At 69.0% G+C, this 26,026-nt stretch carries 24 protein-coding genes; 6 read left to right on the forward strand and 18 right to left on the reverse strand.

What is annotated here, in order from left to right; all coding sequences use genetic code 11:
* Window positions 1–55: 55 nt before the first annotated feature.
* The 5 genes from ACIA58_RS29195 to ACIA58_RS29215 are packed head-to-tail and all read right to left on the reverse strand — an operon-like array spanning window position 56 to window position 5,654.
* Entirely contained in the window at window positions 56–991 is a 936-nt protein-coding gene (locus ACIA58_RS29195) for an ABC transporter ATP-binding protein (RefSeq protein ID WP_396407002.1), read from the reverse strand.
* A complete protein-coding gene (locus ACIA58_RS29200) occupies window positions 975–1,934 on the reverse strand; it encodes an ABC transporter ATP-binding protein (RefSeq protein ID WP_396407003.1) in 960 nt (319 codons plus the stop codon). Before ACIA58_RS29200 ends, ACIA58_RS29195 begins: the two co-directional genes overlap by 17 nt.
* Complete coding sequence (locus ACIA58_RS29205) at window positions 1,934–2,818, reverse strand: ABC transporter permease (protein WP_396407004.1); 885 nt, start codon at window positions 2,816–2,818, stop codon at window positions 1,934–1,936. The genes ACIA58_RS29200 and ACIA58_RS29205 overlap by 1 nt, the downstream gene beginning before the upstream one ends.
* The gene (locus tag ACIA58_RS29210; RefSeq protein ID WP_396407005.1) at window positions 2,815–3,852 is read right to left on the reverse strand and encodes an ABC transporter permease; all 1,038 of its coding nucleotides are present in this window, start codon (window positions 3,850–3,852) and stop codon (window positions 2,815–2,817) included. Before ACIA58_RS29210 ends, ACIA58_RS29205 begins: the two co-directional genes overlap by 4 nt.
* Window positions 3,849–5,654, reverse strand: coding sequence for an ABC transporter substrate-binding protein (locus tag ACIA58_RS29215; RefSeq protein WP_396407006.1), 1,806 nt, complete (start codon window positions 5,652–5,654; stop codon window positions 3,849–3,851). Before ACIA58_RS29215 ends, ACIA58_RS29210 begins: the two co-directional genes overlap by 4 nt.
* Window positions 5,655–5,869: 215 nt before the next feature.
* Between ACIA58_RS29215 and ACIA58_RS29220 the strand changes: the two genes are divergently transcribed.
* The 3 genes from ACIA58_RS29220 to ACIA58_RS29230 are packed head-to-tail and all read left to right on the forward strand — an operon-like array spanning window position 5,870 to window position 8,954.
* A complete protein-coding gene (locus ACIA58_RS29220) occupies window positions 5,870–6,472 on the forward strand; it encodes a TetR/AcrR family transcriptional regulator (protein WP_396407007.1) in 603 nt (200 codons plus the stop codon).
* Window positions 6,473–6,474: 2 nt separating this feature from the next.
* Window positions 6,475–7,371 (forward strand): ATP-binding cassette domain-containing protein, encoded by an 897-nt coding sequence (locus ACIA58_RS29225; protein ID WP_396407008.1) that lies wholly within the window; start codon window positions 6,475–6,477, stop codon window positions 7,369–7,371.
* On the forward strand, window positions 7,368–8,954 hold the full coding sequence (locus tag ACIA58_RS29230) for an ABC transporter permease (protein ID WP_396407009.1): 1,587 nt from the start codon (window positions 7,368–7,370) through the stop codon (window positions 8,952–8,954). The genes ACIA58_RS29225 and ACIA58_RS29230 overlap by 4 nt, the downstream gene beginning before the upstream one ends.
* Window positions 8,955–9,028: 74 nt before the next feature.
* Here ACIA58_RS29230 and ACIA58_RS29235 read toward each other — a convergent pair whose 3' ends face one another.
* Window positions 9,029–9,778, reverse strand: a complete 750-nt coding sequence (locus ACIA58_RS29235; RefSeq protein ID WP_396407010.1) for a DUF1206 domain-containing protein — start codon at window positions 9,776–9,778, stop codon at window positions 9,029–9,031.
* Window positions 9,779–9,825: 47 nt separating this feature from the next.
* Window positions 9,826–10,821 carry a stage II sporulation protein M gene (locus ACIA58_RS29240; protein ID WP_396407011.1) on the reverse strand — a complete coding sequence of 332 codons (996 nt, stop codon included), beginning with the start codon at window positions 10,819–10,821 and terminating at the stop codon, window positions 9,826–9,828.
* A 73-nt stretch (window positions 10,822–10,894) separates the two neighbouring features.
* Here ACIA58_RS29240 and ACIA58_RS29245 point away from each other — a divergent pair, with 73 nt between their 5' ends.
* Window positions 10,895–11,857: an RDD family protein gene (locus ACIA58_RS29245; protein WP_396407012.1), complete on the forward strand. Its 963-nt coding sequence runs from the start codon at window positions 10,895–10,897 to the stop codon at window positions 11,855–11,857.
* A gap of 51 nt (window positions 11,858–11,908) precedes the next feature.
* On the opposite strand, the gene ahcY is transcribed toward ACIA58_RS29245, so the two are convergent.
* Window positions 11,909–13,342 carry an adenosylhomocysteinase gene (ahcY, locus tag ACIA58_RS29250; RefSeq protein ID WP_396407013.1) on the reverse strand — a complete coding sequence of 478 codons (1,434 nt, stop codon included), beginning with the start codon at window positions 13,340–13,342 and terminating at the stop codon, window positions 11,909–11,911.
* Between the two features lie 109 nt (window positions 13,343–13,451).
* Between ahcY and ACIA58_RS29255 the strand changes: the two genes are divergently transcribed.
* Window positions 13,452–13,811: a MerR family transcriptional regulator gene (locus ACIA58_RS29255; RefSeq protein ID WP_131460138.1), complete on the forward strand. Its 360-nt coding sequence runs from the start codon at window positions 13,452–13,454 to the stop codon at window positions 13,809–13,811.
* On the opposite strand, the gene ACIA58_RS29260 is transcribed toward ACIA58_RS29255, so the two are convergent.
* From ACIA58_RS29260 to ACIA58_RS29295, 8 genes are all read right to left on the reverse strand, one after another.
* Complete coding sequence (locus ACIA58_RS29260; RefSeq protein WP_396407014.1) at window positions 13,808–14,767, reverse strand: cation diffusion facilitator family transporter; 960 nt, start codon at window positions 14,765–14,767, stop codon at window positions 13,808–13,810. The genes ACIA58_RS29255 and ACIA58_RS29260 overlap by 4 nt on opposite strands.
* 37 nt (window positions 14,768–14,804) lie before the next feature.
* On the reverse strand, window positions 14,805–15,959 hold the full coding sequence (gene manA, locus ACIA58_RS29265; RefSeq protein WP_396407015.1) for a mannose-6-phosphate isomerase, class I: 1,155 nt from the start codon (window positions 15,957–15,959) through the stop codon (window positions 14,805–14,807).
* Window positions 15,953–17,029 carry an SIS domain-containing protein gene (locus ACIA58_RS29270; RefSeq protein ID WP_396407016.1) on the reverse strand — a complete coding sequence of 359 codons (1,077 nt, stop codon included), beginning with the start codon at window positions 17,027–17,029 and terminating at the stop codon, window positions 15,953–15,955. Before ACIA58_RS29270 ends, manA begins: the two co-directional genes overlap by 7 nt.
* A 10-nt stretch (window positions 17,030–17,039) precedes the next feature.
* Window positions 17,040–17,243: a Trm112 family protein gene (locus ACIA58_RS29275; protein WP_328997225.1), complete on the reverse strand. Its 204-nt coding sequence runs from the start codon at window positions 17,241–17,243 to the stop codon at window positions 17,040–17,042.
* A complete protein-coding gene (locus tag ACIA58_RS29280) occupies window positions 17,244–18,629 on the reverse strand; it encodes a phosphomannomutase/phosphoglucomutase (RefSeq protein ID WP_396407017.1) in 1,386 nt (461 codons plus the stop codon).
* A 37-nt stretch (window positions 18,630–18,666) separates the two neighbouring features.
* Complete coding sequence (locus ACIA58_RS29285; RefSeq protein WP_396407018.1) at window positions 18,667–19,422, reverse strand: ThuA domain-containing protein; 756 nt, start codon at window positions 19,420–19,422, stop codon at window positions 18,667–18,669.
* A complete protein-coding gene (locus tag ACIA58_RS29290) occupies window positions 19,415–20,503 on the reverse strand; it encodes a Gfo/Idh/MocA family protein (protein WP_396407019.1) in 1,089 nt (362 codons plus the stop codon). Before ACIA58_RS29290 ends, ACIA58_RS29285 begins: the two co-directional genes overlap by 8 nt.
* A gap of 262 nt (window positions 20,504–20,765) precedes the next feature.
* On the reverse strand, window positions 20,766–21,212 hold the full coding sequence (locus ACIA58_RS29295; protein ID WP_328997221.1) for a metallopeptidase family protein: 447 nt from the start codon (window positions 21,210–21,212) through the stop codon (window positions 20,766–20,768).
* 31 nt (window positions 21,213–21,243) lie between these two features.
* Here ACIA58_RS29295 and ACIA58_RS29300 point away from each other — a divergent pair, with 31 nt between their 5' ends.
* A complete protein-coding gene (locus ACIA58_RS29300) occupies window positions 21,244–21,627 on the forward strand; it encodes a DUF3499 domain-containing protein (protein WP_396407020.1) in 384 nt (127 codons plus the stop codon).
* 1 nt (window position 21,628) lies between these two features.
* Here the strand turns inward: ACIA58_RS29300 and ACIA58_RS29305 are convergent, their stop codons facing one another.
* Both ACIA58_RS29305 and ACIA58_RS29310 read right to left on the reverse strand, forming a co-directional pair.
* A complete protein-coding gene (locus tag ACIA58_RS29305) occupies window positions 21,629–23,113 on the reverse strand; it encodes a DUF5719 family protein (RefSeq protein ID WP_396407021.1) in 1,485 nt (494 codons plus the stop codon).
* Window positions 23,110–26,025: a glycosyltransferase gene (locus tag ACIA58_RS29310; RefSeq protein ID WP_396407022.1), complete on the reverse strand. Its 2,916-nt coding sequence runs from the start codon at window positions 26,023–26,025 to the stop codon at window positions 23,110–23,112. The genes ACIA58_RS29305 and ACIA58_RS29310 overlap by 4 nt, the downstream gene beginning before the upstream one ends.
* Between the last annotated feature and the right edge of the window lies 1 nt (window position 26,026).

Here is a 26,026-nt window from a genome sequence, read left to right on the forward strand (position 1 = left end):
TCGTTAACTATTGTCAAGCACGAGAACCACCTGACCTTGCGTGCGCGGCGTCGAGCTAGTCGGTGGCTACGTGGCAGGCGACCTGGGGTTTCAGGGTGGCGGGGAGGATTTTGAGGGGGGTTGAGGTGCAGGCGGGGGTGCCTTTGTTGGCGGCTACCAGTTGGCAGCGGGGGTGGAAGCGGCAGCCGGTGGGGATGTGGGTGGGGTCGGGCGGTTCGCCGGTGAGGACGATGCGTTGGGGGGAGTCGGGGAGGACGGAGAGGAGGGCCTGGGTGTAGGGGTGCTGGGGGTTGGTGAGGACGGTTTCGGTGGGGCCGGACTCGACGATGCGGCCCAGGTACATGACGGCTACCCGGTCGGCGATGTTCCAGGCGAGGCCGAGGTCGTGGGTAACGACCAGGGCGGACAGGCCCAGGTCGTCGCGGAGGCGGAGGATCAGGGAGAGGATCTCGCCGCGGACCGAGGCGTCCAGGGAGGCGACGGGTTCGTCGGCGATCAGGACCTTGGGATCGAGCGCGAGCGCGCCGGCGATGACGACGCGTTGGCGTTGTCCCCCGGAGAGTTCGTGCGGGTAGCGGTGGAAGAAGCGCTCCGGCGGGCGTAGGCCGGCGCGGGAAAGGGCCGACGAGACGATGGATTCCTCGTCGGGGAGTCCGTGGATGCGGGGGCCTTCGGCAACTGCCTCGTAGACGGTATGGCGGGGGTTGAGCGAGCCCATCGGGTCCTGGAGGACGAGTTGGACCTGGCGCCGGAAGGCCTTCAACGCGCGGCCGGAGTAGCTCAGCGGCGTGCCGTCGTACCCGATCTGGCCCGAGGTGGGGCGTTCCAGGCCGAGGAGGGTGCGCGCGAGCGTCGTTTTGCCGCAGCCGGATTCGCCGACCAGGGCCACGATCTCGCCGGCGCCGATGGACAGGTTGACGCCGTCGACGGCGCGGGCCCGGCGTCCGCCGCGGCCGGAGAACTCGACGTGCAGATCAGTTGCCTCTAGCAAGATCCACTCCCACCAGGACACAGGCGGCGGCTCGGTCGCCGACCGGACGGAGCTGTACGTCGGCCGTCGCGCACGACTCGAGTGCGACCGGACACCGCGGATGGAACGAACAACCGCCCGGCAACTGCTGCGGATCAGGCGGATCACCGGCCAGTCCCCGAGGAGCAAGCCGCGACGCCGGATCGCCGACGGTCGGGAACGCGGCCGCGAGCGCCTGACTGTACGGGTGGCTGAACGTACCCGACGACGGGCCGATCTCGACCAGCCGGCCGGCGTACATGACCGCGAGCCGGTCGCAGACGTCGGCCAGCACGGACAGATCGTGGGAGATCATCAGGAGCGAGATCCCGTGCGAGGCGATCAGCTCCCGGATCAGGGTGAGCACCTGCGCCTGGACCATCAGGTCGAGCGCGGTCGTCGGCTCGTCCGCGATGATCAGCTGCGGCGAGCAGGCCAGCGCCATCGCGATCATCACTCGTTGCCGTTGGCCACCACTCAGCTCGTGCGGGTAGCTGCGCGCTCGCCAGGCCGGCAGTCCGACCTGTTCGAGCAACTCGCGGACCCGCGCGTCAACCGCGGAGCCCGATGCCAGCCGATGTACGACCAGAGGCTCGGCGATCTGGTCGCCGATCCGCTGCACCGGGTTGAGACCGTGCTGCGCACCCTGGAACACGATGGACGCCGACGACCACCGTACGGCGCGCAACCGGCCCCACTTCATCGTCACGACGTCCTCGCCGTCGAGCAGGATCCGTCCACCGACGACAGCCGAGCGCGGCAGCAACCGCAGCAACGCCAGCGCCACCGAGGACTTCCCCGAGCCCGATTCGCCCGCCAGTCCGACGGCCTCTCCCGCGGCGATCGACAGCGAGACGCCTCGCACCGCGGGCACATCGCCGGATGCGATGCGGTAGGTCACGGACAGGTCTTCGAGTTCCAGCATCAGACCGCCCGAGTTCGTAGCCGGGGATTGAGGACGCTCTCCAGAGCCCTTCCGCACAAGGTGAAAGCCATCACCACGATGACGATGCACAGACCCGGCACGAGGATGTACCACCAGGCTCCGGCGGTCGCCGCGCCCCAGTCGTACGAGCCGCGCAACATCGTCCCCCAGGAGGTCTTGTTCGCGCTCACTCCGAGGAACGCCAGCGTCGACTCGGTCACGATCGCGCTCGCCACCTCCAGCGTGGTGCTTGCCAACAGCAACGGTGCGACGTTCGGCAGGACGTGCCGCGTGGTGATGTGCCAGTGCCCGCCGCCGAGCGCCAGCGATCTCTCGATGTACGGGCGCGCCTCGACGGCCAGCGTCTGCGCCCGGATCAGCCGCGCGGTCGACGGCCACGAGGTCACCCCGATCGCCACGATGATCGTCGCGGTCGAACCGCCCAGGATCGCCGCCAGCACCAACGCGGTCACCAGCGACGGCAGCACCAGGAACCAGTCGGTCACCCGCAGGATCACCGCACCGGTCCACCGCCGGAAGTGCCCGGCCGCGATTCCCAGCACCGTGCCGATCACCATGCTCAACAGCGCCGCCAGAAACCCGATCAGCAGTGAGGTACGCGAACCCCACCAGATCATCAACAACACCGAGCGTCCCGACTCGTCTGTCCCCAGCGGGTGGTCGAGACCCGGCGGCGCCATCTTCGCGCCCGTCCCGTTCACCACGTTCGTCACGTCCGCGGAGATGAAGATCGGCGCGGCCAACGCCAGTACGACGGCAACCGCAAGGATCGCCAGTCCGGCCATCCCGGCGGGACGGGTCCGGAAGTCCGACCAGAAACGGTCCACGGCGCGACGCCGCCGTACCCAGGCAACGGTGCTCATGCCGACCTCACCCGCGGATCCAGCAGGTGGTACACCACGTCCGCCAACGTGTTCATCAGGATCACCGACACCGTGATCAGCAGGAACGTCCCTTGCATCAACGTGAAGTCCGGCACCCGGATCGCCTCGTAGAACAACTGCCCGAGGCCCGGCCAGCTGAAGATCGCCTCGACCGTCACCGCACCCCCGACCACGAATCCGATCCGCATGAACACCAGCGTCACGGTCGGCAGCAGCGCATTCGGTACGGCGTGCTTGCGCCGTACGTCGTCATCGCGCAAACCCTTCGCCCGCGCGGTCGTGATGTAGTCCTGCCCGACCTCGTCGAGCACCGACGACCGCATCACCAGCAGGTACTGCGCATAGACGACGGCCACCAGCGTCAGGCACGGCAACACCATGTGCACGCCCACGTCCAGCACGCCCGCGAACCCGTCGGGCTTGTCGACGCTCGAACTCCCCCGCGTCGGGAAGATCCCCGGAATCGGCCCGTTCCCGGCCGCGAACACCATCAGCAGCAACAGCCCGAGCCAGAACGTCGGCACCGACCACAGCACCAGCGAGATCGCGGTCGAGATCTTGTCGAACCGGCTGCCCGGCTTCCATCCGGCGCGAGCGCCCTGCCAGAGACCGAGGCTGACCGCCATCACCAGCGCCGTACCGGTGAGCAGCAGCGTGGACCCGATCCGCTCACCGATCAGATCCACCACCGGACGCTTGTACTCGTACGAAACGCCGAGGTCGAACCGCAGCGTCTGCGTCACGAAATGCACGAACTGCTCTGGGATCGGCTTGTCCAGCCCGAGCCGCGCCCGTTCCAGATCCAGCTGCTCGGGCGTCATGTTCCGGCCCTGGGCCAGCGCCCGGACCGGATCGCCCGGCAGCAGCCGGAACAGGAAGAACGTCGCGACGATCACCATCGCGATGCTGAGCAGGGCCCCGCCCGCCTTGGTGACGGCGTACCGGAGCAGACCATGCCGGATCTGGCGGACCTGGTCGACCGGGGTCCCCTCAACCGCTTCGACGGCGCTCACTCGCGCTCGTCAGCCGCGCCCTGACGGCGTCGCAGTACGAGGAAACCGCCGATCAGTACGACGACCACGGCCGCCGCGATGCCCGCGATGACGCCGCCGCTCATACCGCCGCTGTCAGTCGATGCGCCGTCCTTCGACACCGCCTCCAGCGTATAGAACGGCCAGTACCCGGACCCGCCGTACAGCAGGCCCTTGTCCTCCGGGATCGGCGTGATGCTGGCGATCCGGTCCTTGCGGTAGCCCTCGAGGTCGTTCGGGTAGTAGAGCGCGATGACCGGGGCGTCGGTGTAGAGCCGCTCCTCCATCTTCTTGATGATGTCGGCGCGCTTGGTCCGGTCGAGCTCCTTCTGCTGCTGCAGGTACAGGCTTTCGTACTGCGGGTCGCAGTAGAACGACTCGGTCCCGCCGCCCTGACCGGATGCGGTCGGACGCCGGCTGCACAGGTGCGTGCCGAGGACCTCCTCCGGGTCCGGGTTCACCGACCAGCCGCTGATCGCGATGTCGAAGAGCGCCGTCGTACCGGTCTCCTCGGTGAACTTGCTGGAGTCGAGCCGCTTGGTCGTCAGCGTGATGCCGATCTCCTTGAACCAGCCCGTCAGGTACTCCGCGAGCTTGTCCTCGATCGGCGTATCGGTGTGGATGCTGAACCGGAACTGCAGCTTGCGCGACCCGTCGGGCATCGTCCGTACGCCGTCCGGCCCCTTCTTGTAGCCGGCGTCGTCGAGGATCTTGTTGGCCTTGGCCAGGTCGAACGTGACCTTCTCGTCGCCCTGGGCCTGCCAGAAGAAGTCCTTGTACAGCGGCGGAATGATCGACCCGTCAGCCGGCGTGGCGAGGCCGCCCTGGACCTCGTCGACCAGCTTCTGCTTGTCGATCGCGTAGTGCAGCGCGGTGCGGACCTTGGGGTCCTTGAGCGCCGGGTGGCCGTCCCCGATCGGCTTGTTGTCGCTGGTCGTCGCGCCGTGGTTGATCTGCAGGTACGCCGCCCGCCGGCCCTGCGTGTTCCACTGGACGATGTTGTCGTCACCCTTCAACGACTCGAAGTCCGGCGGGTTCAGCCGGCCGATCAGGTCGATGTCGCCCTTCTTCAGCCCGACGATCGAGGCCGCGGGGTTGTCGTAGAAGATCACCTGCAGCTCGTCGATCTTCGGACGGCCGCGCCAGTACGTCGGGTTCGCCTCGAGGCGGACGAACTGGTCCTTCTTGTGCTCGACCGCGACGTACGGCCCGCTGCCGACGGTCGGGTACACCTCGTCGTCGAACTTCGAGATGTCCTTGACCTTCTCCCAGACGTGCTTCGGCATGATCGGCACCGGGTTGTCGAGCATCGACGCCTGCGGGGTCTTGAGCTTGATGGTCAGCTCCTGACCGTTCGCGCTGACACTCTGGAAGTTCGCGACCGCGGGACCGTTGCCGGTCTTGGCGCCGTCGTCGGTCATCATCTTGTTGAACGTCCAGGCCGCGTCGTCGGCCGTGATCGGCTGGCCGTCGGACCACTTCGCCTGCCGGATCTTGAACGTCCAGGTCAGCCCGTCCGGCGACGTCGTCCAGGACTCGGCCAGATCCGGGCTGGGTTGCAGCGTCTTCGAGTCCGGCACGGTCAGGAAACCGTAGATCATCCGCTGGATCGAGCCGGTCACCAGCCGCACCGCCAGGAACGGATTCATCGAGTCGACCGACTGCGTCACCCCGATCTTGATGACCTTCTTCGCCGGCGCGTCTTCCTGCTGCCGTGCGTACGCCGTTCCAGGCACCACAGCCAGCAAGCACAACGCCGCCAGCACCGCCAACAGCTTCCTCATGGCCCGCCCAACCTTCCCCAGCCGGTCTTGGTGTTTGTGGACGAACCCACACCAGCAAGCGCTCTCCTGTCAACAAGCTACGAGGCATTGTCACATTTAAGTAACCTTCTTACCGGTCTCGCTGTGGTCCACTCCCGCGCATCCCGCTTCCTCTGGATTCGACTTGACTACACGATCGTGTAGTAGTTTGCTGTTTTGTGTAGGAGGGAGTGCGGATGGATCGGTCGGTGGAGGATCTGACGGCCCGGGCCCGGATCCGGGATGCGGCGGTCAAGCTGTTCGGCGAGCGTGGGATCGAGGGCGCCTCGATCCGGGACATCGCTGCCGAGGCGGGGGTGTCGTCGGGGCTGGTGCGGCATCACTTCGGGTCGAAGGAGGAGCTGCGGGAGGCGTGCGACCGGTACGCGAAGGAGCGGATGCTCCAGATCGGCGCCGAGCTCACCGAGCAGGGTGATCTCGCCGGGCTCGATCCGCTGGCGCTCCACCCCGTCGCTTTCCCGCTGCAGCTGTACATCGTCCGGTCGATGATGGACGGCTCGGAGACCGCCACCGCGCTGTTCCTCGAAGGGGTCGACGCGGTCGAGGCGTGGTCCACGGGTTACGGCATCAAGCCGAAGGACCTGCGCGGGTACGCCGCTGCGCTGACCGCGATCAAGCTCAGCGTCTTCGTCTTCCGCGAGCAGGTCTCGAAGGCGCTCGGCGAGGACATCACCACACCGGCGGGCTACAACCGGATCGGTCAGGCCTTGATGGAGGTCTTCGCGATCCCGCTACTCACCCCGGAACAGATCGACAAGATTCGGAAACAGGAGATGTGATCATGCCGGCTGCGATCAGCACGGAAGGTCTGGTCAAGTCGTTCGGGCGGACCTATGCCCTGGACGGTCTCGATCTCACGGTGCGAACCGGTGAGGTGCACGGGTTCCTCGGCCCGAACGGCGCGGGGAAGACGACCACGATCCGCATTCTGCTCGGGATGACCCGCGCGGACGAGGGGACCGCGCGGGTCCTGGACGGCGATCCCTGGTCGGACGCGACCGACCTGCACCGCCGGCTGGCCTACGTTCCGGGCGACGTGACGCTGTGGCCGAACCTGTCCGGCGGCGAGGCGATCGACCTGCTCGGCCGGATGCGCGGCGGTATCGACAAGGCGCGCAAGGCCGAGCTGCTCGAGCGCTTCGACCTGGACCCGCGGAAGAAGGCCCGTGCGTACTCGAAGGGCAATCGCCAGAAGGTCGCCCTCGTAGCGGCGTTCGCGTCGGACGTCGAACTGCTGCTGCTCGACGAGCCGACGAGTGGACTGGACCCGTTGATGGAGGAAGTGTTCCGCGAGGTCGTGCAGGAGATCAGCGACCGCGACGGCCGGACCGTGCTGCTGTCCAGCCACATCCTGTCCGAGGTCGAGGCGCTCTGCGACCGGGTCACGATCATCCGGGCCGGCCGCGCGGTCGAGAGCGGCACGCTGTCCGAGCTGCGGCATCTGACCCGTACGTCGATCCAGGCCGAGCTGGCCGGACCGATGGACGGTCTGGCCCAGCTGAGCGGCGTACACGATCTCAAGGAGAACGACGGGAAGGTCCAGTTCGACGTCGACACCGACGAGATCAACCCGGTACTGCGACGCCTGACCGAGATCGGCGTACGGAGCCTGGTCAGCCAGCCGCCCTCGCTGGAGGAGCTGTTCCTGCGGCTGTACGAGCCGGAGGCCGTGAAGTGAAGAGCCTCGCCGGCACCCGCGGATTGATCCGCCTGATCCTGCGCCGCGACCGGATCGTGCTGCCGTTGTGGATCGTGTTGCTGGTGGCGATCTCGGTCAGCTACGTGAAGCAGTACGGGGACCTGTTCCCGACGCCGGACGCCCGCGTCAAGTATGCGGGCAACGCCGGCTTCATCACCCTGTACGGCGAACTGTCCGGCCCCAGCCTGGGCGAATTCGTCACCTGGCGGCTCGGGTTCGTGCCGGTGATGGTCGGGCTGATCAGCCTGCTCACGGTGATCCGGCACACCCGCGTCGAGGAGGAGACCGGCCGCCGTGAGTTGCTCGGGGCGACCGTCATCGGCCGGCACGCACAGCTCGCGGCCGCCCTCCTGACGGTCTTCGGCGCCAACCTCGCCCTCGGCGTACTGCTTGCCCTCGGCATGCACAGCCAGGACCTGCCGATGGCCGGATCCGTTGCCATCGGCCTCGTGTACGCCGGCACCGGCTGGTTCTTCGCTGCAGTAGGAGCCGTGGCGGCTCAGCTGACGGCGAGTGCCGGGACCGCACGTGGCATCGCGATCGGAGTACTCGGCGGAGCCTATGTACTGCGGGCCGCCGGCGACACCAGTGCGCACACGGACGGACCGCTGGCATGGTTGTCGTACCTGTCACCGATCGGCTGGGCCCAGCAGATCCACCCGTACGCCGAGAACCGCTGGTGGTTGGCCGCCGTGTTGCTGGCAGCAACCATCGCCCTGGTCGTCACCGCTGTCGGCCTCGCCAAGCAGCGGGATGTGGGAGCCGGACTGCTGCCGGACAAACTCGGCCCGGCCGACGGCGACCTCGGCTCGCCCCTGGCGCTCGCGTGGCGGTTGCATCGCGGGCTGCTCGTCGCCTGGACGACCGGATTCGCCTTGCTGGGCTTGTTGTTCGGCGGGGTCGCCGAAGGTGTCGGCGACATGATGAAGGACGATCCGAGCATCCAGGAGATGTTCCAGCGGATGGGCGGGTCGGCCGGACTGATCGATTCGTTCCTGGCCGGGGTGATGACGCTGGTCGGGTTGATCGCGTCGGCGTACGCCGTGCAGGCGACGCTGCGGATGCGGGTCGAGGAGAGCAGCGGGCGGGTCGAGCCGGTGCTGGCGACCGCGACGAGCCGGTGGCAGTGGGCCGCGAGCCACCTCGTCTTCAGTCTGCTCGGTCCGGCGGTCGCCTTGCTGGCGGCTGGTGTGGCCGAAGGGCTCGCGTACGGCATCGCGATCGGCGATGTCGGCGGGCAACTGCCGCGGCTGGTCGGCGCAGCGCTCGCGCAGTTGCCGGCCGTCTGGGTGCTGGCGGCGATTGCGATCGCGATCTTCGGGTTCTTCCCGCAGGCCTCGATGGCCTCGTGGGCCGGACCGGCTGTCTGCATTCTGATCGGTCTGGTGAGCGCAGGTGTCGCCACGGCCGGCTGGATCCGCGACATCTCGCCGTTCAGCCATCTCCCGTCACTGCCGGGCGGATCGGTGTCGGCCGGCCCGTTGATCGCCCTGCTCGCGATCGCCGTCGTAGTCGGTTTCGCCGGCCTGGTCGGGCTGCGCAGGCGGGATCTTCCTGCCTGACCCTGTCGAGAACTCACCGGACGGCCGGCCGATCTCGCAGCGGTCGCGGATCGAGGCCGGCCGCTCCGACGAGCTCACTTCTTGGCGTTGCGGGACCAGCTGAAGCAGTACAGGCCGAAGGCGGCCAGCCCGAGGGCCAGAACGGTCAGCAGGATCGAGCCGAACGGCTGGTCCTTGATCGTGCGCAGAGCGGTATCGAGACCGCCCGCCTTCTTCGGGTCGTAGCTGATCGCCGCCCAGCCGAACAGTACGCCGACGACCGCGAACGCCACGCCCTTCGCGGCATACCCGATCCGGCCGAGCAGGATCGTGACCTCGGAGACGCCGCCGATCAGGTCCTCGGTGAACTTCTTCGTGATCGCCTTGTGCATCTGACGCGCGCCGACGGCGATGATCGCGATCCCGACCACGACGATCAGCACCCGGCCCGCTCCGTGCTGCATGATGCGAGCGGACAGGGACTGCTGCTGGCTCGTGCTGGAACTCCCGGAGCCGATGGCCACCTTGACCGCACTGATGCCGAGCACGAGGTAGACGGCCGCCCGGCCGATCGCTGACACCTTGTTCTCGAGGTCCAGGTGGCCGTACGCCAGCTGCAGCACGCGCCAGATCACCAGCACGAACAATCCGATCGCGACAACCCACAGCAGAACCCCGCCGAGCGGTTTGCCGGCCAGCTCCTGGAGCGCTCCTTGCTGCGACGCTTCCTGGGACGATTGGCCCCACGCGAGTTGCAGCGCGATCCATGCGATCAGCAGATAAACGACCCCGTAGGCCATCAGGCCGACGGTGATCGCCACGCCGTACGCACGGCTGTGCCTCACTTCCTGCTCCATCCTCACCGTCTACCTGTGCCCACACCGGAAACCAGTCAGGCGGAGACAGGTGCGCTGGCTTCCCGATCCGCTTCGTCGACATCGCCGTACTCACCGTGACGGTAGGCGCGGCGGCCGAGGGTCCAGACGTAGGTGAAGAAGGCCAGCTCGGCGAGGATGCCGATCGTCACGCGCACCGGCGCCGGCAGGAACGGGGTCACGAAGCCCTCGATCAGCCCGGTGACCAGGAGTACGGCGGCCAGGCCGATCGCCATCCCGACCGTCGCGCGGCCGGTCTGAGCGACGGCCTGCATCCGAGTGCGGGCGCCCGGCACTACCCAGGACCAGCCGAGGCGCAGTCCTGCCGCGGTGGCGACGAACACTGCGGTCAGCTCGAGCAGACCGTGTGGCGTGATCAGACTGAAGAACAGGCCGCCCCTGTCGTGGCCGATCATCAGACCGGCGCTCAGGCCGAGGTTGACCGCGTTGTCCCACAGGATGAAGACCGACGGGACCAGGAGGATGCCCAGTGCGAGCACGGCGGCACTGATGGTCGCGTTGTTGATCCAGACTCGGAGCGCGAAGTCCTGGGCGGGGTTGTCGGAGTAGTACGACTCGAAGTCGTGCTCGACCAGTTGCTTGATCTGGTCCGGCGTACCGATGGAGCCGATCACCTCTGGGTGAGCCAGCACTCGCCAGGCGGTCCAGGCCGCGACCAGGTAGAACAGCAGACCGATGGTGAGCCACCAGCGTCTGGAGGCGTAGAGCGCAGCCGGGAAGCTGACCAGGAAGTACTTCGAGATGTCGCGCCAGACGGGTGCTTGCGCACCGGTCACCGCACCACGGGCGTCGGCGATCAGACCGGACAGCCGCCCGATCGACACCGGGTCGGCGCCGGCGGCTCGGAGCGCGGCCAGGTGGGTGCCGACGCGCTGGTAGAGGACGACGAGCTCCTCGGCCTCAGCACCGGACAGGCGGCGCTGGCGGCGGGTCAGGTACGCCAGGCGGTCCCACTGCGGCTGGTGCACCGATACAAACGCTTCGACGTCCATCGCTGCCCCCTCCTTCCACCCGACTGCTGGCAGACTAGCCGGACGCAGTGTCTAGGCAGGAGGGGGCGACAGCGTGTCTCAGCTGGTCACAGGTGAAGCAGTCGTCCTCCAGGTGCGGATCGCCCGGATGCCGACGCGGGCACTGGCCTGCGCGATCGACGTAGCGCTGCAAGGCGTCGTACTGCTGGTGATGGTCTCGCTGCTGGCCGGGTTCCTGCTCGGGAGCGAGTCCAGTGAGGCGCTGGCGGTCGCGCTGATCTTCATCGTCGTACTGCTCGTGGTGGTCGGCTACCGGGTGGTGATGGAGACGCTGACCCGTGGGCGGACCGTGGGGAAGCTGGTGCTCGGGCTGAAGGTGGTCCGCGACGACGGCAGCTCGATCCGCTTCCGGCACGCGCTGGTGCGGACGCTGATGTGGTGCTTCGTCGACTTCGCGCCCTGGTTCGCGGCGTGTCCCGGGATCGTGGCGAGCCTGATGAACAAGCAGGGCAAGCGGATCGGTGACATGGTCGCCGGTACGGTCGTCATCCGCGAACGCCACCAGCCGATGGCGTCACCGCCGCTGTTCGTCCCCGGCCACCTGGTCCAGTGGGCGCAGTCGCTGGAGCTCTCCCGCCTGTCCGACGACCTGGCGAACGCGGCTCGCGACTACCTGGCCCGCTACACCGAGCTCCTGCCCGGAGCCCAGATCGCCCTCGGCCAGGCGCTCGCCGCCCGCATGGTCGCCGTCACGGCCCCGGCCCCACCAGTCCCGATCATCGCCCCCGCCTACCTCTCCGCGATCCTGGCCGAACGCCGCCGCCGCGAACTCATCCGCCTCTCGACCCACCGCCCCACCCAGACCGGCCCGTTCGCGAACCCGTCGTACGCCGTCCCCGCCGGGCCCTTCGCCCCACCCAGCCCGTACGGCGCCCAAGCGCCCATTCCGACGCCGAGCCCCTTCATCCCGCCCCCGCCGCCCCCAGGACCACGCCCAGTCACGGTCAACCCCCAAGGCTGGGCCACCCCGGGCAGCAACGAAGCCGGGTGGTTCTGACAAAGCAAAGCGCCCCACAGGAAGACTGTGGGGCGCTCGCTGTGGGGGGAATCAGTAGCGGTAGTGCTCCGACTTGTACGGGCCCTCGACCGGTACGCCGAGGTACGCCGCCTGCTCCTTGGAGAGCTCGGTCAGCTTCACGCCGAGCGCGTCCAGGTGGAGGCGGGCGACCATCTCGTCCAGGTGCTTGGGCAGGACGTAGACGTCGGTCGGGTACTCCGCGGTCTTCACGAAGAGCTCGATCTGGGCCAGGACCTGGTTGGTGAACGAGTTCGACATCACGAACGACGGGTGGCCGGTCGCGTTGCCCAGGTTCAGCAGGCGGCCCTCGGACAGCACGATGATCGTGTGGCCGTCGGGGAACCGGAACTCGTCGACCTGCGGCTTGATGTTGATCCGCTCGACACCGGCGGTCTTGTACAGCCCGGCCATGTCGATCTCGTTGTCGAAGTGGCCGATGTTGCCGACGATGGCCTGGTGCTTCATCGCCGCCATGTGGTCGGCGGTGATGACGTCCTTGTTGCCGGTGGTGGTGACGAAGATGTCGCCGATCCCGACCACGTCGTCCATCGTGCTCACCTGGTAGCCGTCCATCGCGGCCTGCAGCGCGCAGATCGGGTCGATCTCGGTGACGATCACCCGGGCGCCCTGGCCGCGCAGCGACTCCGAGCAGCCCTTGCCGACGTCGCCGTACCCGCAGACGACCGCGACCTTGCCGCCGATCAGCACGTCGGTGGCGCGGTTGATGCCGTCGATCAGCGAGTGCCGGCAGCCGTACTTGTTGTCGAACTTCGACTTGGTCACCGAGTCGTTCACGTTGATCGCCGGGAACAGCAGCGCGCCGGCCTTGTGCATCTCGTACAGCCGGTGCACGCCGGTGGTGGTCTCCTCGGTGACGCCCTTGATGCCCTGCCCGATCGTGGTCCACTTCGACGGCGACTCGGTCAGCGTGCGGGTCAGCAGCTTCAGGACGACGCCGTACTCCTCGGAGTCCGCGGTTGCCGGGTCCGGTACGGCGCCCGCCTTCTCGAACTCGGTGCCCTTGTGGACGAGCATCGTGGCGTCGCCGCCGTCGTCGAGGATCATGTTCGGGCCTTCACCCGGCCAGGTCAGCGCCTGCTCGGTGCACCACCAGTACTCCTCCAGCGTCTCGCCCTTCCAGGCGAACACCGGGACACCGGCGGGGGCGTCGGCCGAGCCGTTCGGGCCGACGACCACCGCGGCCGCGGCGTGGTCCTGGGTGGAGAAGATGTTGCAGGAGACCCAGCGGACCTCCGCGCCGAGCGCGACCAGCGTCTCGATCAGCACCGCGGTCTGGATCGTCATGTGCAGCGAACCCATGATCCGGGCCCCGGACAGCGGCTTGCTGTCGCCGTACTGCTTGCGCATCGCCATCAGGCCGGGCATCTCGTGCTCGGCCAGCCGGATCTCCTTGCGCCCGAACTCGGCCAGGCCGAGATCCGCCACCTTGTAGTCGAAGGTCATGCCGCTCCCCTGAAGACTGTGATTGGTACCTGCCTGAGCCTAGAGGTGCGAGCCACGCGGTTTGATCGCTCCAGGCGCGATTTTGACACCGAAATGTCAAGATTGGAGTATGCGCATCACCGAGGCCGCTCGCCAGCTGGGTACCACTCCACGCATGTTGCGCTACCGGGAGGCACTCGGGCTGCTGCCCCGGTCCCGATCCGAGCACACCGCCCAGCGCCAGTACGACGACCGCGACCTGGCCGCCGTACGCCTCGCGCTCGACCTCGAACGCCGCTACGACGTGACGCCGGCCGCGCTCGCGTTCGCGCTCCGGGCCCTCGCGGAGCCGTCCGTGGCCGCTGACATCCGCAACCTCGGCTACCGCACCGGCCGCCTCACCGCGCCCCCGACCCAGGCCCAGATCGACCGCGACCGCGCGCTCAGGTGGCTGGGTCGCTCCGGCGTACTCCCACCCAAACCTCGTTAGTGCGAAGGAGCCTCGGGTACGGCGGGACGCTCGTCGGGGACGTGGTTCTCGTCGTAGACGTCGGGCTCGAGGTAGATGTGCTGACTCATCGGCTCGGCGGCACGGATCGCGCGTTCGGCCGCGTCGATGGTCTCGGCCACGACCGCCGCGTCGGTGGTCGGCTCGACGCCGACCTTGGCGGCGACCAGGACCTCCTCCGGGCCGAGATGCAGGGTCTTGATGTGGATCAGCCGCTGCACTCCCGCGGTGTTCTCGATCGCCGCGACGATCTTGTCCTGGGACTCGCGGGTCGCCGACTCGCCGAGCAGCAGCGACTTCATCTCGATCGCCAGGAAGACCGCCACGCAGACCAGCAGCGCGCCGATCGCCATCGAACCCAGGCCGTCGAACACACCGTTGCCAGTGGCAAGCGTCAGGACGACGCCGATCAGCGCCAGCAGCAGACCGGTGAGCGCGGCGAAGTCCTCCAGCAGGATGACCGGCAGCTCCGGGGCGCGGGCGTTGCGGACGAAACGGACCCAGGGCACCTGCCCGCGGATCTTGTTCGCCTCCATGATCGCGGTCCGGAACGAGAAGCCCTCCATCAGGATCGCGAGCACCAGCACCGCGACCGGGACCCACTTCCAGTTGTCGATCCCGTGCGGGTCGTGCACCTTGTGGTAGCCCTCGTACAGCGCGAACAGACCGCCGACGCTGAACAGCACGATCGACACGATGAACGAGTAGACGTAGCGCTCCCGGCCGAACCCGAACTGGTGCAGCTCGTCGGCCGCCCGCTTGGCGCGCTGCCCGCCGACCAGCAGCAACACCTGGTTGCCCGCGTCGGCGAGCGAGTGGATCGCCTCGGCCAGCATCGACGCCGACTGGGTCAGGGCCCAGGCGGCGAACTTGGTGACCGCGATCCCGGTGTTCGCCAGCAAAGCCGCGACAACGGCCTTGTTTCCGCCACCAGCCATGGTTGTTCAGGTCCTCCCAGAAAACGATGCCGCGAAATCAGCGTGCGGACACGACGAACGCCGCGCCGGAACCACGCAAGATACAGGGTCCTTCGGGTCCCGCGGCGAACGCGGACTGACCTGCGGACAACGTCACAACAGATTCTTTGCCCCCAGCATCGATCGTCCCAGCCACACAGCACACGATCCGCGGCCCGGCACCCTCCACGACCCGCTCGCCACCGTCCAGATCGACCCGCCGGATGGCGAAGTACGGACACCCCGTCTCATAAACCCCGTCGGCCTCAGCAGTCAGCACCGGGTCCGTCAGCGGTTCGAAGTCGACCACCGAGACCAGCTCCGGTACGTCGACGTACTTGCTCGTCAGGCCACCGCGCAGCACGTTGTCGGAGTTCGCCATCACCTCGAACCCGAGCCCGCGCAGGTACGCGTGCACGTTCCCCGCCGGCAGGTACACCGCGTCGAACCGCTCCAGGCGGATCCGGTTCAGCAGCAGGGCCGCGAGTACGCCGGGATCGTCCGGGAAGTCCGCGCACAGCTTCGCGAGCGTCTCCCGCTCCAGCTCGAACGCGTCCCCGACGTACTGCGCGACCGCCTCGCCGAGCGCACCGACCAGCGGCCGGATGGTGTCCCGGTCGGTGCTCATGAAGTCGGTGAAGGCCTCGCGGAGCTTCCCGTCGCGAAGCTGGTTGGTGAGAGCCTCGAACCCGGCCGGCGCCAACGCGTCGAGCAGCGCGACCGTCCGGTCCAGCGGCCGGAAGCCGACCAGCGCGTCGAACGGCTCGAGCGCGATCAGGATCTCCGGCTTCGGCCAGGCGTCCTTGTAGTTCCGGTCCGCGGCGTCGCGGGGAATCCCGGCCGCCTCGTCCCGCTCGTACCCGTCGATCGCCTGGTCCCGCGAGGGATGCGCCTGGATCGACAACGGCTGCCCGGCCGCCAGCAGCTTGGCCAGGAACGGGAACCGCCCCTCGAACCGCTCGGCCGTCTCCTCCCCCAGCACCGCGGCCGGGTCGTCCGACACCACGTCGTACAGCGTGTCGCCGTTCGGCAGGACCGACGGCGCGGACTCGTGCGCGCCCATCCACATCTCGGCCTGCGGCTTGCCGTCCGGCTCCACCCCGAGCAGCTCGGGGAGCGCGGTCGGCGACCCCCACGCGTAGTCGCGGATGGTGTTCTGCAGCCGCACTACCACGCCAGGTCCTCCGAAGGATTCCCCGAGCCGACCGGGTCGTCCACGGTCGCCATACCGTGCCGGCCGAGGCCGATCCCGAGGTACGCCGCGGCGTACCGGCCCTGCTGGGTCAGAGCGGCGTACCGGGCCACGTCCGTGCCGTTGGCCTGCGTGATCGTGTGCACGCGAACGTCGTGTGCCTCCGCCTTGGACTCCAGCTTGCGGCGGTGCTCGGCGACGCCGGCCTCCTCGATACCGTCGTCGAGGATGATCAGCGCCGGCCGGAGCTCGGCCGGCTTGTCGAACGGATCCGCGAACAGGTCCCGCGGCGGCTGGTTGAGCACCGGCAGCAGATGGCCCGCGTCAGCAGCCAGCGCCGGCCGGCCACTGGCCAGCCGCAGCGCCTCGACCACGCGGCGAGCAGCACGCGCGGCCAGCACAGAGCCACCCCAGACCAGCGGCAACGCGTCCGCCAGCACCAGGGCCAGATCCTTGGCCGGGTTGGAGGCCACGTCGTTGTTGGGCGAGCAGTCGATCGCTACGTCGTCCAGCAGCGACGCAACCGCCTTGTAGTCCACCTCCGGCCCCAGCTCCATCTGGTGCAGCGCCTGCAGTACGGCGACGGCCGCGGCCAACTGGTCGTCGGACTGCGACGGCAGCCGGATCGCGTGCCGCAGACCGGCCGACGCGATCGCCACCGGGGAGTCCTCCGGCGCGGCCACCATCAGCCCGCAACCGCGGCGGACCGCTTCGCCGGCGGCCGACACCGCGTCCGAGTCCTCGGCGGCACCGCCCAGCACGACGACCAGGTCCAGCGGACCGGCCCAGCCGGGCAGCCCCGGACCAGGCCAGGCCAGGAAAGGCACCGGGCAGACCGGCTCGAGCACAGCCCGCACCAGTCGCGCGTCCCGGCCGGCCGCGACCACGGCCCGCGGCCGGAAGCCGTCGGACTCCACCGCGGCCAGCACGTCGGCGGACGCCTCCAGCTCGGCCCGGATCCGGGCCCCGGCCATGGCCAGGCGGCGGAGCAGGTGGTCTGCCGCCTGCAGCGCGGCCGGGTCGTCCAGCCGGGTGTCGTCGAAGACGCTCATCAGCTCTCCGTCAGCTCTCTGTCGCGGCCGTTTCCCTGGTGTCCCGGGCTTCGTCGATCAGCAGCACCGGGATGTCGTCGCGCACCGGGTAGGCCAGCGCGCACGACGCGTTCGTGCAGACGAGTTCGCTCGCCTCGTCGTCCACGCGGAACTCGGAGCGGCACTTCGGGCAGACCAGGATGCTCAACAGGTCCGGGTCCAGATTGACTGCCATTCAGTTCTCCTCCACCGATGCACCGGTGATCAGGGCCAGTACTTCGTCACGGACACGCTCCATCTCGGACCGGTCCGCAGCCTCGACGTTGAGCCGCAGCAACGGTTCCGTGTTCGACGCACGGACGTTGAACCACCACTGTCCCGCCGACACGGTCAACCCGTCCAGATGGTCGACGGTCACGCCGTCCACGCCAGAATACGTATCTTCGATCGCCGCGACGGTCGCCGCCGCGTCGTCGACCGTGTTGTTGATCTCGCCGGACGCCACGTACCGCTCGTACTCGGCGAACAGTTCGCTGGCCGGCTTGTCCTGCTCGCCGAGCGCGGCCAGCACGTGCAGCGCGGCCAGCATGCCGGTGTCGGCCCGCCAGAACTCGCGGAAGTAGTAGTGCGCGGAGTGCTCGCCGCCGAAGACCGCGTCGGTCTCGGCCATCTTCTGCTTGATGTTCGAGTGCCCGACCCGGGTCCGGACCGGGACGCCGCCGTGCTCGGTGACCAGCTCCGGAACCGCCTTGGAGGTGATCAGGTTGTGCAGGATCGTGGCGCCGGGGTGCTTGGCCAGCTCGCGGACGGCGACCGCGCCGGTGATCGCGCTCGGCGAGATCGGGTCGCCCGACTCGTCGACCACGAAGCAGCGGTCGGCGTCGCCGTCGAACGCGAGCCCGAGGTCGGCCCCGGTCTCGCGGACCCTGGCCTGCAGGTCGACCAGGTTCTTCGGGTCGAGCGGGTTGGCCTCGTGGTTCGGGAAGTTGCCGTCGAGCTCGAAGTACATCGGGACGATCGTCACCGGGCCCTCGGCGAAGACGGCCGGGACGGTGTGGCCGCCCATGCCGTTGCCGGCGTCGACGACCACGGTGAGCGGACGGATGCCGCTCAGGTCGACCAGGTCGTGCAGGTGGTCGGCGTACGCCGTCAGCAGGTCCTTGCGGGTGACGTGTCCCGGGGTGGCGCCGGTCGCCGGGACCTCGGTCAGCGCCTTCGCGACCAGGTCGGCGATGTCGCGCAGACCCGAGTCGGCGCCGACCGGGGCGGCGCCCGCGCGGCACATCTTGATGCCGTTGTACTGCGCCGGGTTGTGGCTGGCGGTGAACATCGCGCCGGGCAGGTCGAGCCGGCCGGACGCGAAGTACAGCTGGTCGGTGGACGCCAGGCCGATGTCGATCACATCCGCGCCGGTGCTGGTCACTCCCTCGGCGAACGCGGCCGCCAGGGCCGGGCTGGACGGCCGCATGTCGTACCCGATCACGACCGCTCCCGGCCCGGAGAGGACGTCCAGGACCTCGACGAACGCAGCCCCCGTTGCCCGGGCGACCGACTCGTCCAACTGGTCCGGGACGACCCCCCGCACGTCGTACGCCTTGAAGATCGCTGCCACATCCACCATGCGTGGACCCTATCCGGCCCACGCACCAAGTTGTATTTCAGGCCTTGTCGAACCAGCCGATGTCCTTGCGGTGGTGGACGGTGGGGAGTTGGCGGGGCACCACCGGGGCCGCCCACTGCGCGGCGTTGGCGAGGATCTGCTGGATCTCGGGCTGGTGGTAGGTCGGGTACTCCTGGTCGCCGGGGCGGAAGTAGAAGACCCGGCCCTGGCCGCGGCGGTAGCAGCAGCCGGAGCGGAACACCTCGCCGCCGGTGAACGAGCTGACGAAGACCAGCTCGTCCGGCTGCGGGATGTCGAACAGCTCGCCGTACATCTCCTCGCGCTCGATCACCAGCGGGTGCGGGATGCCCTGCGCGATCGGGTGGCCGGCCGCGACCGTCCAGATCAGCTCGCGGTCGTTCTCGGCGCGCCAGTCCAGCGAGCACGTCGTACCCATCAGCTTGATGAAGATCTTGCTGAAGTGCGCCGAGTGCAGCGCGATCAGGCCCATCCCGGACAGCACGTGCTGCTGTACCCGCTCGACGATCGCGTCGTCGACGTCACCGTGCGCGGCGTGCCCCCACCAGGTGAGTACGTCGGTGTCGGCGAGCACCTCCTCGGTCAGACCGTGCTCGGGGTCCTGCAGCGTGGCGGTGCGCACGACGACGTCGTCGCCCAGCTTGGCGCGCAGCGCGGCCGCGATGGTCCCGTGCATGGTGTCGGGGTAGACCTTGCGTACGGACTCGTCCCGGCCCTCGTGGACGTTCTCGCCCCAGACGGTGACGCGAATCGGACCTTGAGCTGTCCTAGTCATGCAGCACAACCTCTCGTCCCGCCTTCGCCGAGGCGTAGCAGGCGTCGATGACCTCGGTCCGCAGCAGCGCCTCGGACCCGTTCTGACCGTCCCAGTCGCCGCTCTTGACGATCCGGACGAACTCCCGCACCACCGCCCGGTGGCCGAGCCCGGCCCCGGTCGCCGGCTTCACCTCGGCCGGCACACCGGCGACGTCGGTGAAGATCCGCAGCGTGTCGACGGTGGTGTAGTTCTGTACCTCGATCTTGGCGCCGCCCTCGGTGCCGAACAGCTCGATCCCGAAGTTGTCGCCCGGCGCCCGGAACGTCGCCCAGCTGGTCTCCAGCTGCAGCGCGCCGCCACCTGCCAGCCGCAGGTACGCCGTCGCCAGGTCCTCCACCTCGAACTTCGACCCGAGCGTGTCGACGGTCGGCCGCTCCACGCTGCTCACACTGCCCTTGCCGCGCGGACCGAGCTCGGCGAACGTGTCCGCCGAGACCGTCGTCACCTGCGGCTCACCCAGCAGGTGCAGCGCGAGGTCGAGGATGTGTACGCCGAGGTCGATCAGCGGACCGCCACCGGACAGCTCGCGGTTGGTGAACCAGCCGCCCATGCCCGGGATGCCGTTGCGGCGCATCCAGTGCGCCTTCGCGTAGTAGATCCGGCCCAGCTGGCCCTCGTCGATCTGGTGCTTCAGCGCCGCGACGTCACCGCGCTCGCGGTGGTTGAACACGACCTTCAGCACCCGGCCGGCCTTCTTCGAGGCCTCGACCATCGCGGTGCCCTCGGCCACGGTCCGCGCCAGCGGCTTCTCGGACAGGACGTGCAGGCCCTTCGCCAGCGCCTCGAGCGCGATCGGGGCGTGCAGCTGCGTCGGCGTACCGATGCTGACCGCTTCCAGGCCTTCGGTCTCGAGCAGGTCCTCCCACTTCTCGTAGAGATGCGGCACGCCGTGCTTCTCACCCAGGCTGGTCAGGAGGTCCTTCTCCAGCCCGGCGAGCGCGACCACCTCGACATCGGGCAGCTCGGAGAACGCCTCCAGCGCCGTCCGCCCGGCGAAGCCCAGCCCGACAACTCCGACCCGCAGTCTTTGATCGTTCACAAATACGATCCTCTCCCGATGACAACGACGGACACAAACCCCTTCCCACACTACGGAACAACTTCGAACACCCCACCCACCCCCACCCACCCCCACCCCACGCCGTGCCACGCCCACGCCGTGTCGCATTCGAGGGGTTAACCCCTAAAGTTGCCGCTTCGCCCCTCGTATGCGGCGGGTGAACGGGCAACTTGAGGGGTTCACCCCTGAAATTGCCGGGCAGCAGACAGGCAGCAGGCGGGTGGGCAGGCAGGTAGGCGGTTCAGTCCTCGTCGGTGTCGAAGTCGGGGTCGATCTGTTCCGGGGAGAGGGCGAGGACGTCGGCCAGCTCGAGGACGAGGGCGGAGCGGACCAGCCAGGACAGGCCGGAGCCGGAGCGTTCGGCGCGGAGCTCGATCGGGCGGCGGAAGACGACGATCCGGTAGGGCTCGTGGGACGTGCCGCCGGTGGCGTGGGTGAGCGGGATCTCGGTGGCGTCCAGCTCGAGGTTCGGCACGTCCTCGATCGCGAACTCGACCCGCGCGACCACCTGCGGCAGCCGCTTCTCGAGCCGGGTCACCTCGATCGCGACCACCTCGTCGAACTGGGCCGCGGCGGACCGCTGCAACGGCAGACCGCGCGGCGCGAACTTGCTCGGCCGGCTGATCGGGCCGAGCATGCCGCGGCCGTGGCGGTCGATGTGCCTGCGATGACGGCGAGCCTCGGTCACGCGCTCAGCCTAGTGGGGGTAACGTCTGTCCGTGAGCATCGCCAGGATCTGTTCGCGCGCCGGATGTCAGAAGCCTGCTGTGTCGACGCTCACCTACGTCTACGCGGACTCGACCTGTGTCCTCGGGCCGTTGGCGACGTACGCCGAGCCGCACTGCTACGACCTGTGCGCCGACCACGCCGACCGACTGACCGCTCCGAACGGCTGGGAAGTCATCCGGCTCGCTCCGGACCCCGCAGCCGCCGGACCGTCCTCCGACGACCTGGAAGCTCTGGCGAACGCAGTTCGCGAAGCAGCCCGTCCGCTGCCCCCGCGTGAGCCCCGCACCGGCACCCCCGGCGCACCGGTCGAGGTAGCCCGCCGCGGCCACCTCCGGATGCTCCAGGACCCGGGCGCCAACACCTCTGAAGGCTGAGCTACCGCAGGGCGGCGCTGACGTCAGGCTGCGCACCCAGCTGAGCCCGGAACACCAGTGACGTCGTCAACGGCCACGCGGCCACCTGCGCCACATCGTCCTTGTCCGGCTTCGCCGCCGGCATCAGCGTGACGCCCGCGACGACAGTCCCCCGCGTCTGCTGCACCATCAGGTACGTCGGTCGCGGCTGCGCCGGGAACGGGATCTGCGTCGTCGCACCACCGACCACGTCCAGAGCCCGCGTGCTGAGCACCCGCCCGGCCGCGTCCCGCAGCTCGAACTTCACGCTCCCGTTCTTCCCCGGGGCGGTCACCTGCAGCACGGCCGGCTGCTTGTGCGCCGGCAGGACGAGGTACGCCGGACCGGTCAGCGCGTCCGCCGACCCGATCGACGCGAACTCGGTCCGCGCCGCGTCCGTCATCCGCATCGACGCGGTCACCGGCTGATCCGACGTCACCGTGACCGCACTGGGGTCACCGTGCAGCACCGGGTCGAGCATGATCGTCTTCACCGAGCCGGCCGCGATCTGCACGGTCTCCAGACCGGCGGGCTTGAAGGGCCCGTTCGGCCCGTTCACGGTGAGGCTGGCGGTCGCCTGCAGGTCTGTCGGGTTCGCCAGTGACAGGATCCGCAGCCCGCCGCCGGGTGCCACCGCGGGCACGAAGACTTTGGTCGCGGGAGCCGCCGACGTGTTCAGCCAGTCCACGCCGGCAGGCACGCTGTCGCCGGTGGACGCGTTGGAGCGTACGGCGGCCGACACGCGCCCGCCGGTCGACTCCACGTGCAGGGCGATGTCCCGCAGATTCGGCGCCGCCTGCTTGAGGAACAGGTAGGACGTGCCATGCGCCGGTACGACGATGCCGCGGGTAGCCGGCAGGTCCTGCTGACCGGTCCGCGCGTACACCGTGACGTTCACCTCGGCGTTGACACTGTCCAGGTTCGACAGGACGAGCACGTCGCGCCGGTCGCTCGCGCCGGATGCTCCGACGAACCAGAAGTCCGATCCGGGCTGCTGGCACGGCACGCTGGCCATACCGGAGTTCACGCCGTCCTCGGAGGTCGTCGTGCTCGTGCCGACCGTGCCGGCGGCGAGCGGACCGGTGCCCTCGATGGACAGCGGCTCCGGCTTCGTGACCACGGCACTCGAGCCGATGAAGCCGCGCTTCAGGATCGAGCCGACCGGGTTGGAGGTAGTCGGCAGCGGAGCGATCGTCAGGGGCTGCGCACTACCCTCAGCGGTCGGCGTGCCGTCGGGCAGCGTCGGTGACACGCCGTTCACCACGCTGGCCATCTTGCCGCCGGCTGCGAGCGCCGGGCACGACAGCGCCGTACGGTTCACCACTGTGCGAGCGGGCTCGGTAGCGGCGGCTTCCGCGCGGGTGTCGGCCTTCTCGGGGTGTGTGACCACTCCGAGTCCGGCCAGCACGGCCATGGCGGCAACGACGGCTCCGATCCGGAGACGCGGGTCGGACAGCAACCTGCTCACCGGGGATCCCTCCTCGCGTGGGTGCCATGCGGTACGGCGACTGTCCGGCGGACGGTCGGTAGACAGAACACCAGCGCGATGATCCAGCCGATCAGACCGAGGATGCGCCAGACCGTGTGCGTCTGGTCGGTCAACGGCGTCTTGCCCTCGATCTTCGACCGGTCCACCAGCCACGAGGCGTCGCCGTCGTTCGCGCTGGCTCTGGTCAGGCCGGGCAACGAGTCGAGCGTGGCCTGCAGCGTCGGGTCGACCGGACCGGGCAGGTACACGTAGTCGATGGCAAGCCCGGCCAACTGCCGGCCTTCCTCACCGCTGCCGCCACCGCCGAGGGTCGCCAGCACGTCAGTGATCGGCTTGGTCTGCGCTGCGGTCGGTGCTGCCTCCAGCGCACCCATCCGCGGCCCGCCGTCCTTGACCAGCGAGAACCGCATCTCACCGCCCGGCGCCTTCCGCACGACCAGGATCGACTGGTTCTCCGGCGGGTCCTGCGACGACACGAGGTACGCCGGGAGGTCCTGCGCAGGGCCGCTCCACAACGGACCGTCGGTCCCACGCACCAGCCAGAAGCCGGCCGTCACGACCGTCGTCAGCAACACGACACCGAGCACGCCTTGGACGATGAGCTCGGTGGACTTGCCGACCGAGTCCCAAGCGACCGTCACGGAGATGATCCAGCCGGCGGTCATCAGGAACATCAACGGCCCGCTGCCACCACCCAGCCGGCTGGCGACCAGCGTCCCGGCCAGACCGGCCAGTGCGGCGAACCAACCGAGCAGCTCGTACCGCTGCCGGGACTCGCGCAGCAGGCTGGCCAACGCCACCAGAATCAGCGGTACGACGAACCACCACGGAGCCGGTGCACCGAGCGGCGTACCGGTGAGCAGATGCGGCAGGCTGTCGCCCGGGCCGACCGCAGCGGTCGGCGGACCACCCGCCTCCTGCCCCAGCTTCGACGGGTGCTGGATCAACTCGAGCGTCCACGGCAGAACGAGCAGCAGACCCAGTACGACGGAGAACACCAACTGCCGGCCCTGCCGCCGCCAGCCGAGCCCGAACACCGCGCCGAGGACAAGGATGACGGCGATCAGCAGACCAAGAGCCGGCGTGAACGCGAACAGCACGGCCAAGCAGATCCCGGCGAACCACGCGGCCCGCCAGCTGCCCTGAACGATCACACGGCGACGCCGGGCGACAGTGTGTACGGCGGCACCGAGCAGCGGCAGCACGATCGCCGCCACACACGTCCCGAGCCGTCCTTGCGAGATGGCGCCGTTCGTGAACACGGCCAGCCCGTACGCCGAGGCGCCCCAGGCGCGCGCGGCACGGTCGACCACGAACGATCGAAGCATCGCCCACGCAGCCAGAGCGGCCAGCGGAACCGCACCCAGCAGCAGCAGGTTCGTCGCGCCGCCCGGACCGAACATGACCGTCGAGAACGCCCACAGCTGTGCCAGCCAAGCAGGCGGAGTCACTCCGGCTGGAGCCGAGGCTGCCGCGTGCCAGAGCGCTGCGAGGTTCTCGTGGGCCGGGAGGAGCAGGTTGGACCGGAGGAATCCGCCCCCGATCAGATCGCGAGCTGCGATCAGCGCACCGATCGCCAGCACGACCCAGGCGCCGAGGAACGGCCGGCGGATCAGCTGACGACGCCACCGCGGCTGGTCGACCGCCACCCGGGCAGTCGATTTGGCTCGCCGGGCAGTGGTGACGACCTGCTCTTCCGGCTCGTCCGCCCATGCCTCACGGATCCGCTCGGAGATCGTGCCGGTCGTTTCCTCCAGGTTGTGCCGCAGTGCGTGCACCGACCGGGAGAACAGGCCCTTGATGTCGTCGTACGGGACCTGGTCGAGACTTCGGCGGTTCTTGCGGGCTTGCGTCCAGCCACCGGCCAGCAGCGTGCCGAGCAGTGCGGTCCACTCGTCGACCGCACCGGATGGCGTCTTGCCGAGCAGGAACCAGATCGAGCGGAGCACCGCGCCGAACAAGAACCGCAGGATCAGGAGCGGCAGCAGCTTGCCCGGTGCGTTCGCGAGAACGGTGTAGTAGGCGTGTGCACGGTCCAGCTGGTACGCGTGCCGCCTGGTGCCGGCCAGCGCACGCTCGCCGGTCGCGGCGGCCTGTGCGTGGTAGATGACCGCGTCCGGCGCGACACCTACCTGGTACCCCGCGCGGCTGGCGCGCCAGCCGAAGTCGATGTCGTCGCGGAACATCGGCAGCCGCGGGTCGAACCCGTGCAGCGCCTCCCAGACGTCGCGACGTACGAGCATGCCGGCCGAGCTGACGGCGAGCACGTTCCGCGGCTGGTCGTGCTGGCCCTGGTCGAGCTCACCGGTCTCGATGCCGGTGTCGCGACGGCCGCCGAGCGACGTGGTGACGCCGACCTCGAGCAGCTCGCGGTCGCGCGGCCACAGTCGCAGCTTCGGGCCCCAGACACCGGTGTTCGGCGACATTGTGGCCTGGAGCAACAATTTCTCCAGGGCCTTCGGCGCCGGCGCGCAGTCGTCGTGCAGCAGCCACAGCCACTCGACCACCGGCATGTGCCCGTCATCGCCGTACGGGCCGACGGCGCTCGGGATCGGCGCGAAACCGTGCGTCTCCAGGCCGCGGGCAACCGCCAGACCGAAACCGGTCCGGGCCGAGACGCTGACGACGGGCTCGACGCCCGGCATCGCGGCGAGCAGCTCCGCGGTCTCGTCGGTCGAACCGGTGTCGACCGCGATCAGCCGGTCCGGTCGCGGGTTGAGCGCCCACAGCGCCTCGGACAACCGCGGCAGCCAGGCCGCGCCCTCGTGCCCGACCACCACCGCGGTGACGACGTGGCGGACCCGCGGACGACCCATCGGGTCGTCGATGTGATCGGTCGGGAAGTCGACGGAGTCGAAGAATTCCCAGCCGGCCGGAGCTTCTTGTTCCATG

This window comes from Kribbella sp. NPDC051586 (assembly GCF_044453965.1).
Lineage (GTDB): Bacteria > Actinomycetota > Actinomycetes > Propionibacteriales > Kribbellaceae > Kribbella.

Excerpts from the sequence above, each read along its gene's own strand:
- ACIA58_RS29205 (WP_396407004.1), bottom strand. The coding sequence starts at position 2,818 with ATGAGCACCGTTGCCTGGGTACGGCGGCGTCGCGCCGTGGACCGTTTC.
- ACIA58_RS29220 (WP_396407007.1), top strand. The coding sequence starts at position 5,870 with ATGGATCGGTCGGTGGAGGATCTGACGGCCCGGGCCCGGATCCGGGAT.
- ACIA58_RS29270 (WP_396407016.1), bottom strand. The coding sequence starts at position 17,029 with ATGAGCGTCTTCGACGACACCCGGCTGGACGACCCGGCCGCGCTGCAG.
- ACIA58_RS29240 (WP_396407011.1), bottom strand. The coding sequence starts at position 10,821 with ATGGACGTCGAAGCGTTTGTATCGGTGCACCAGCCGCAGTGGGACCGC.
- ACIA58_RS29255 (WP_131460138.1), top strand. The coding sequence starts at position 13,452 with ATGCGCATCACCGAGGCCGCTCGCCAGCTGGGTACCACTCCACGCATG.
- ACIA58_RS29200 (WP_396407003.1), bottom strand. The coding sequence starts at position 1,934 with ATGCTGGAACTCGAAGACCTGTCCGTGACCTACCGCATCGCATCCGGC.
- ACIA58_RS29310 (WP_396407022.1), bottom strand. The coding sequence starts at position 26,025 with ATGGAACAAGAAGCTCCGGCCGGCTGGGAATTCTTCGACTCCGTCGAC.
- ACIA58_RS29215 (WP_396407006.1), bottom strand. The coding sequence starts at position 5,654 with ATGAGGAAGCTGTTGGCGGTGCTGGCGGCGTTGTGCTTGCTGGCTGTG.
- ACIA58_RS29285 (WP_396407018.1), bottom strand. The coding sequence starts at position 19,422 with ATGACTAGGACAGCTCAAGGTCCGATTCGCGTCACCGTCTGGGGCGAG.
- ACIA58_RS29275 (WP_328997225.1), bottom strand. The coding sequence starts at position 17,243 with ATGGCAGTCAATCTGGACCCGGACCTGTTGAGCATCCTGGTCTGCCCG.
- ACIA58_RS29280 (WP_396407017.1), bottom strand. The coding sequence starts at position 18,629 with ATGGTGGATGTGGCAGCGATCTTCAAGGCGTACGACGTGCGGGGGGTC.
- ACIA58_RS29225 (WP_396407008.1), top strand. The coding sequence starts at position 6,475 with ATGCCGGCTGCGATCAGCACGGAAGGTCTGGTCAAGTCGTTCGGGCGG.
- ACIA58_RS29260 (WP_396407014.1), bottom strand. The coding sequence starts at position 14,767 with ATGGCTGGTGGCGGAAACAAGGCCGTTGTCGCGGCTTTGCTGGCGAAC.
- ahcY (WP_396407013.1), bottom strand. The coding sequence starts at position 13,342 with ATGACCTTCGACTACAAGGTGGCGGATCTCGGCCTGGCCGAGTTCGGG.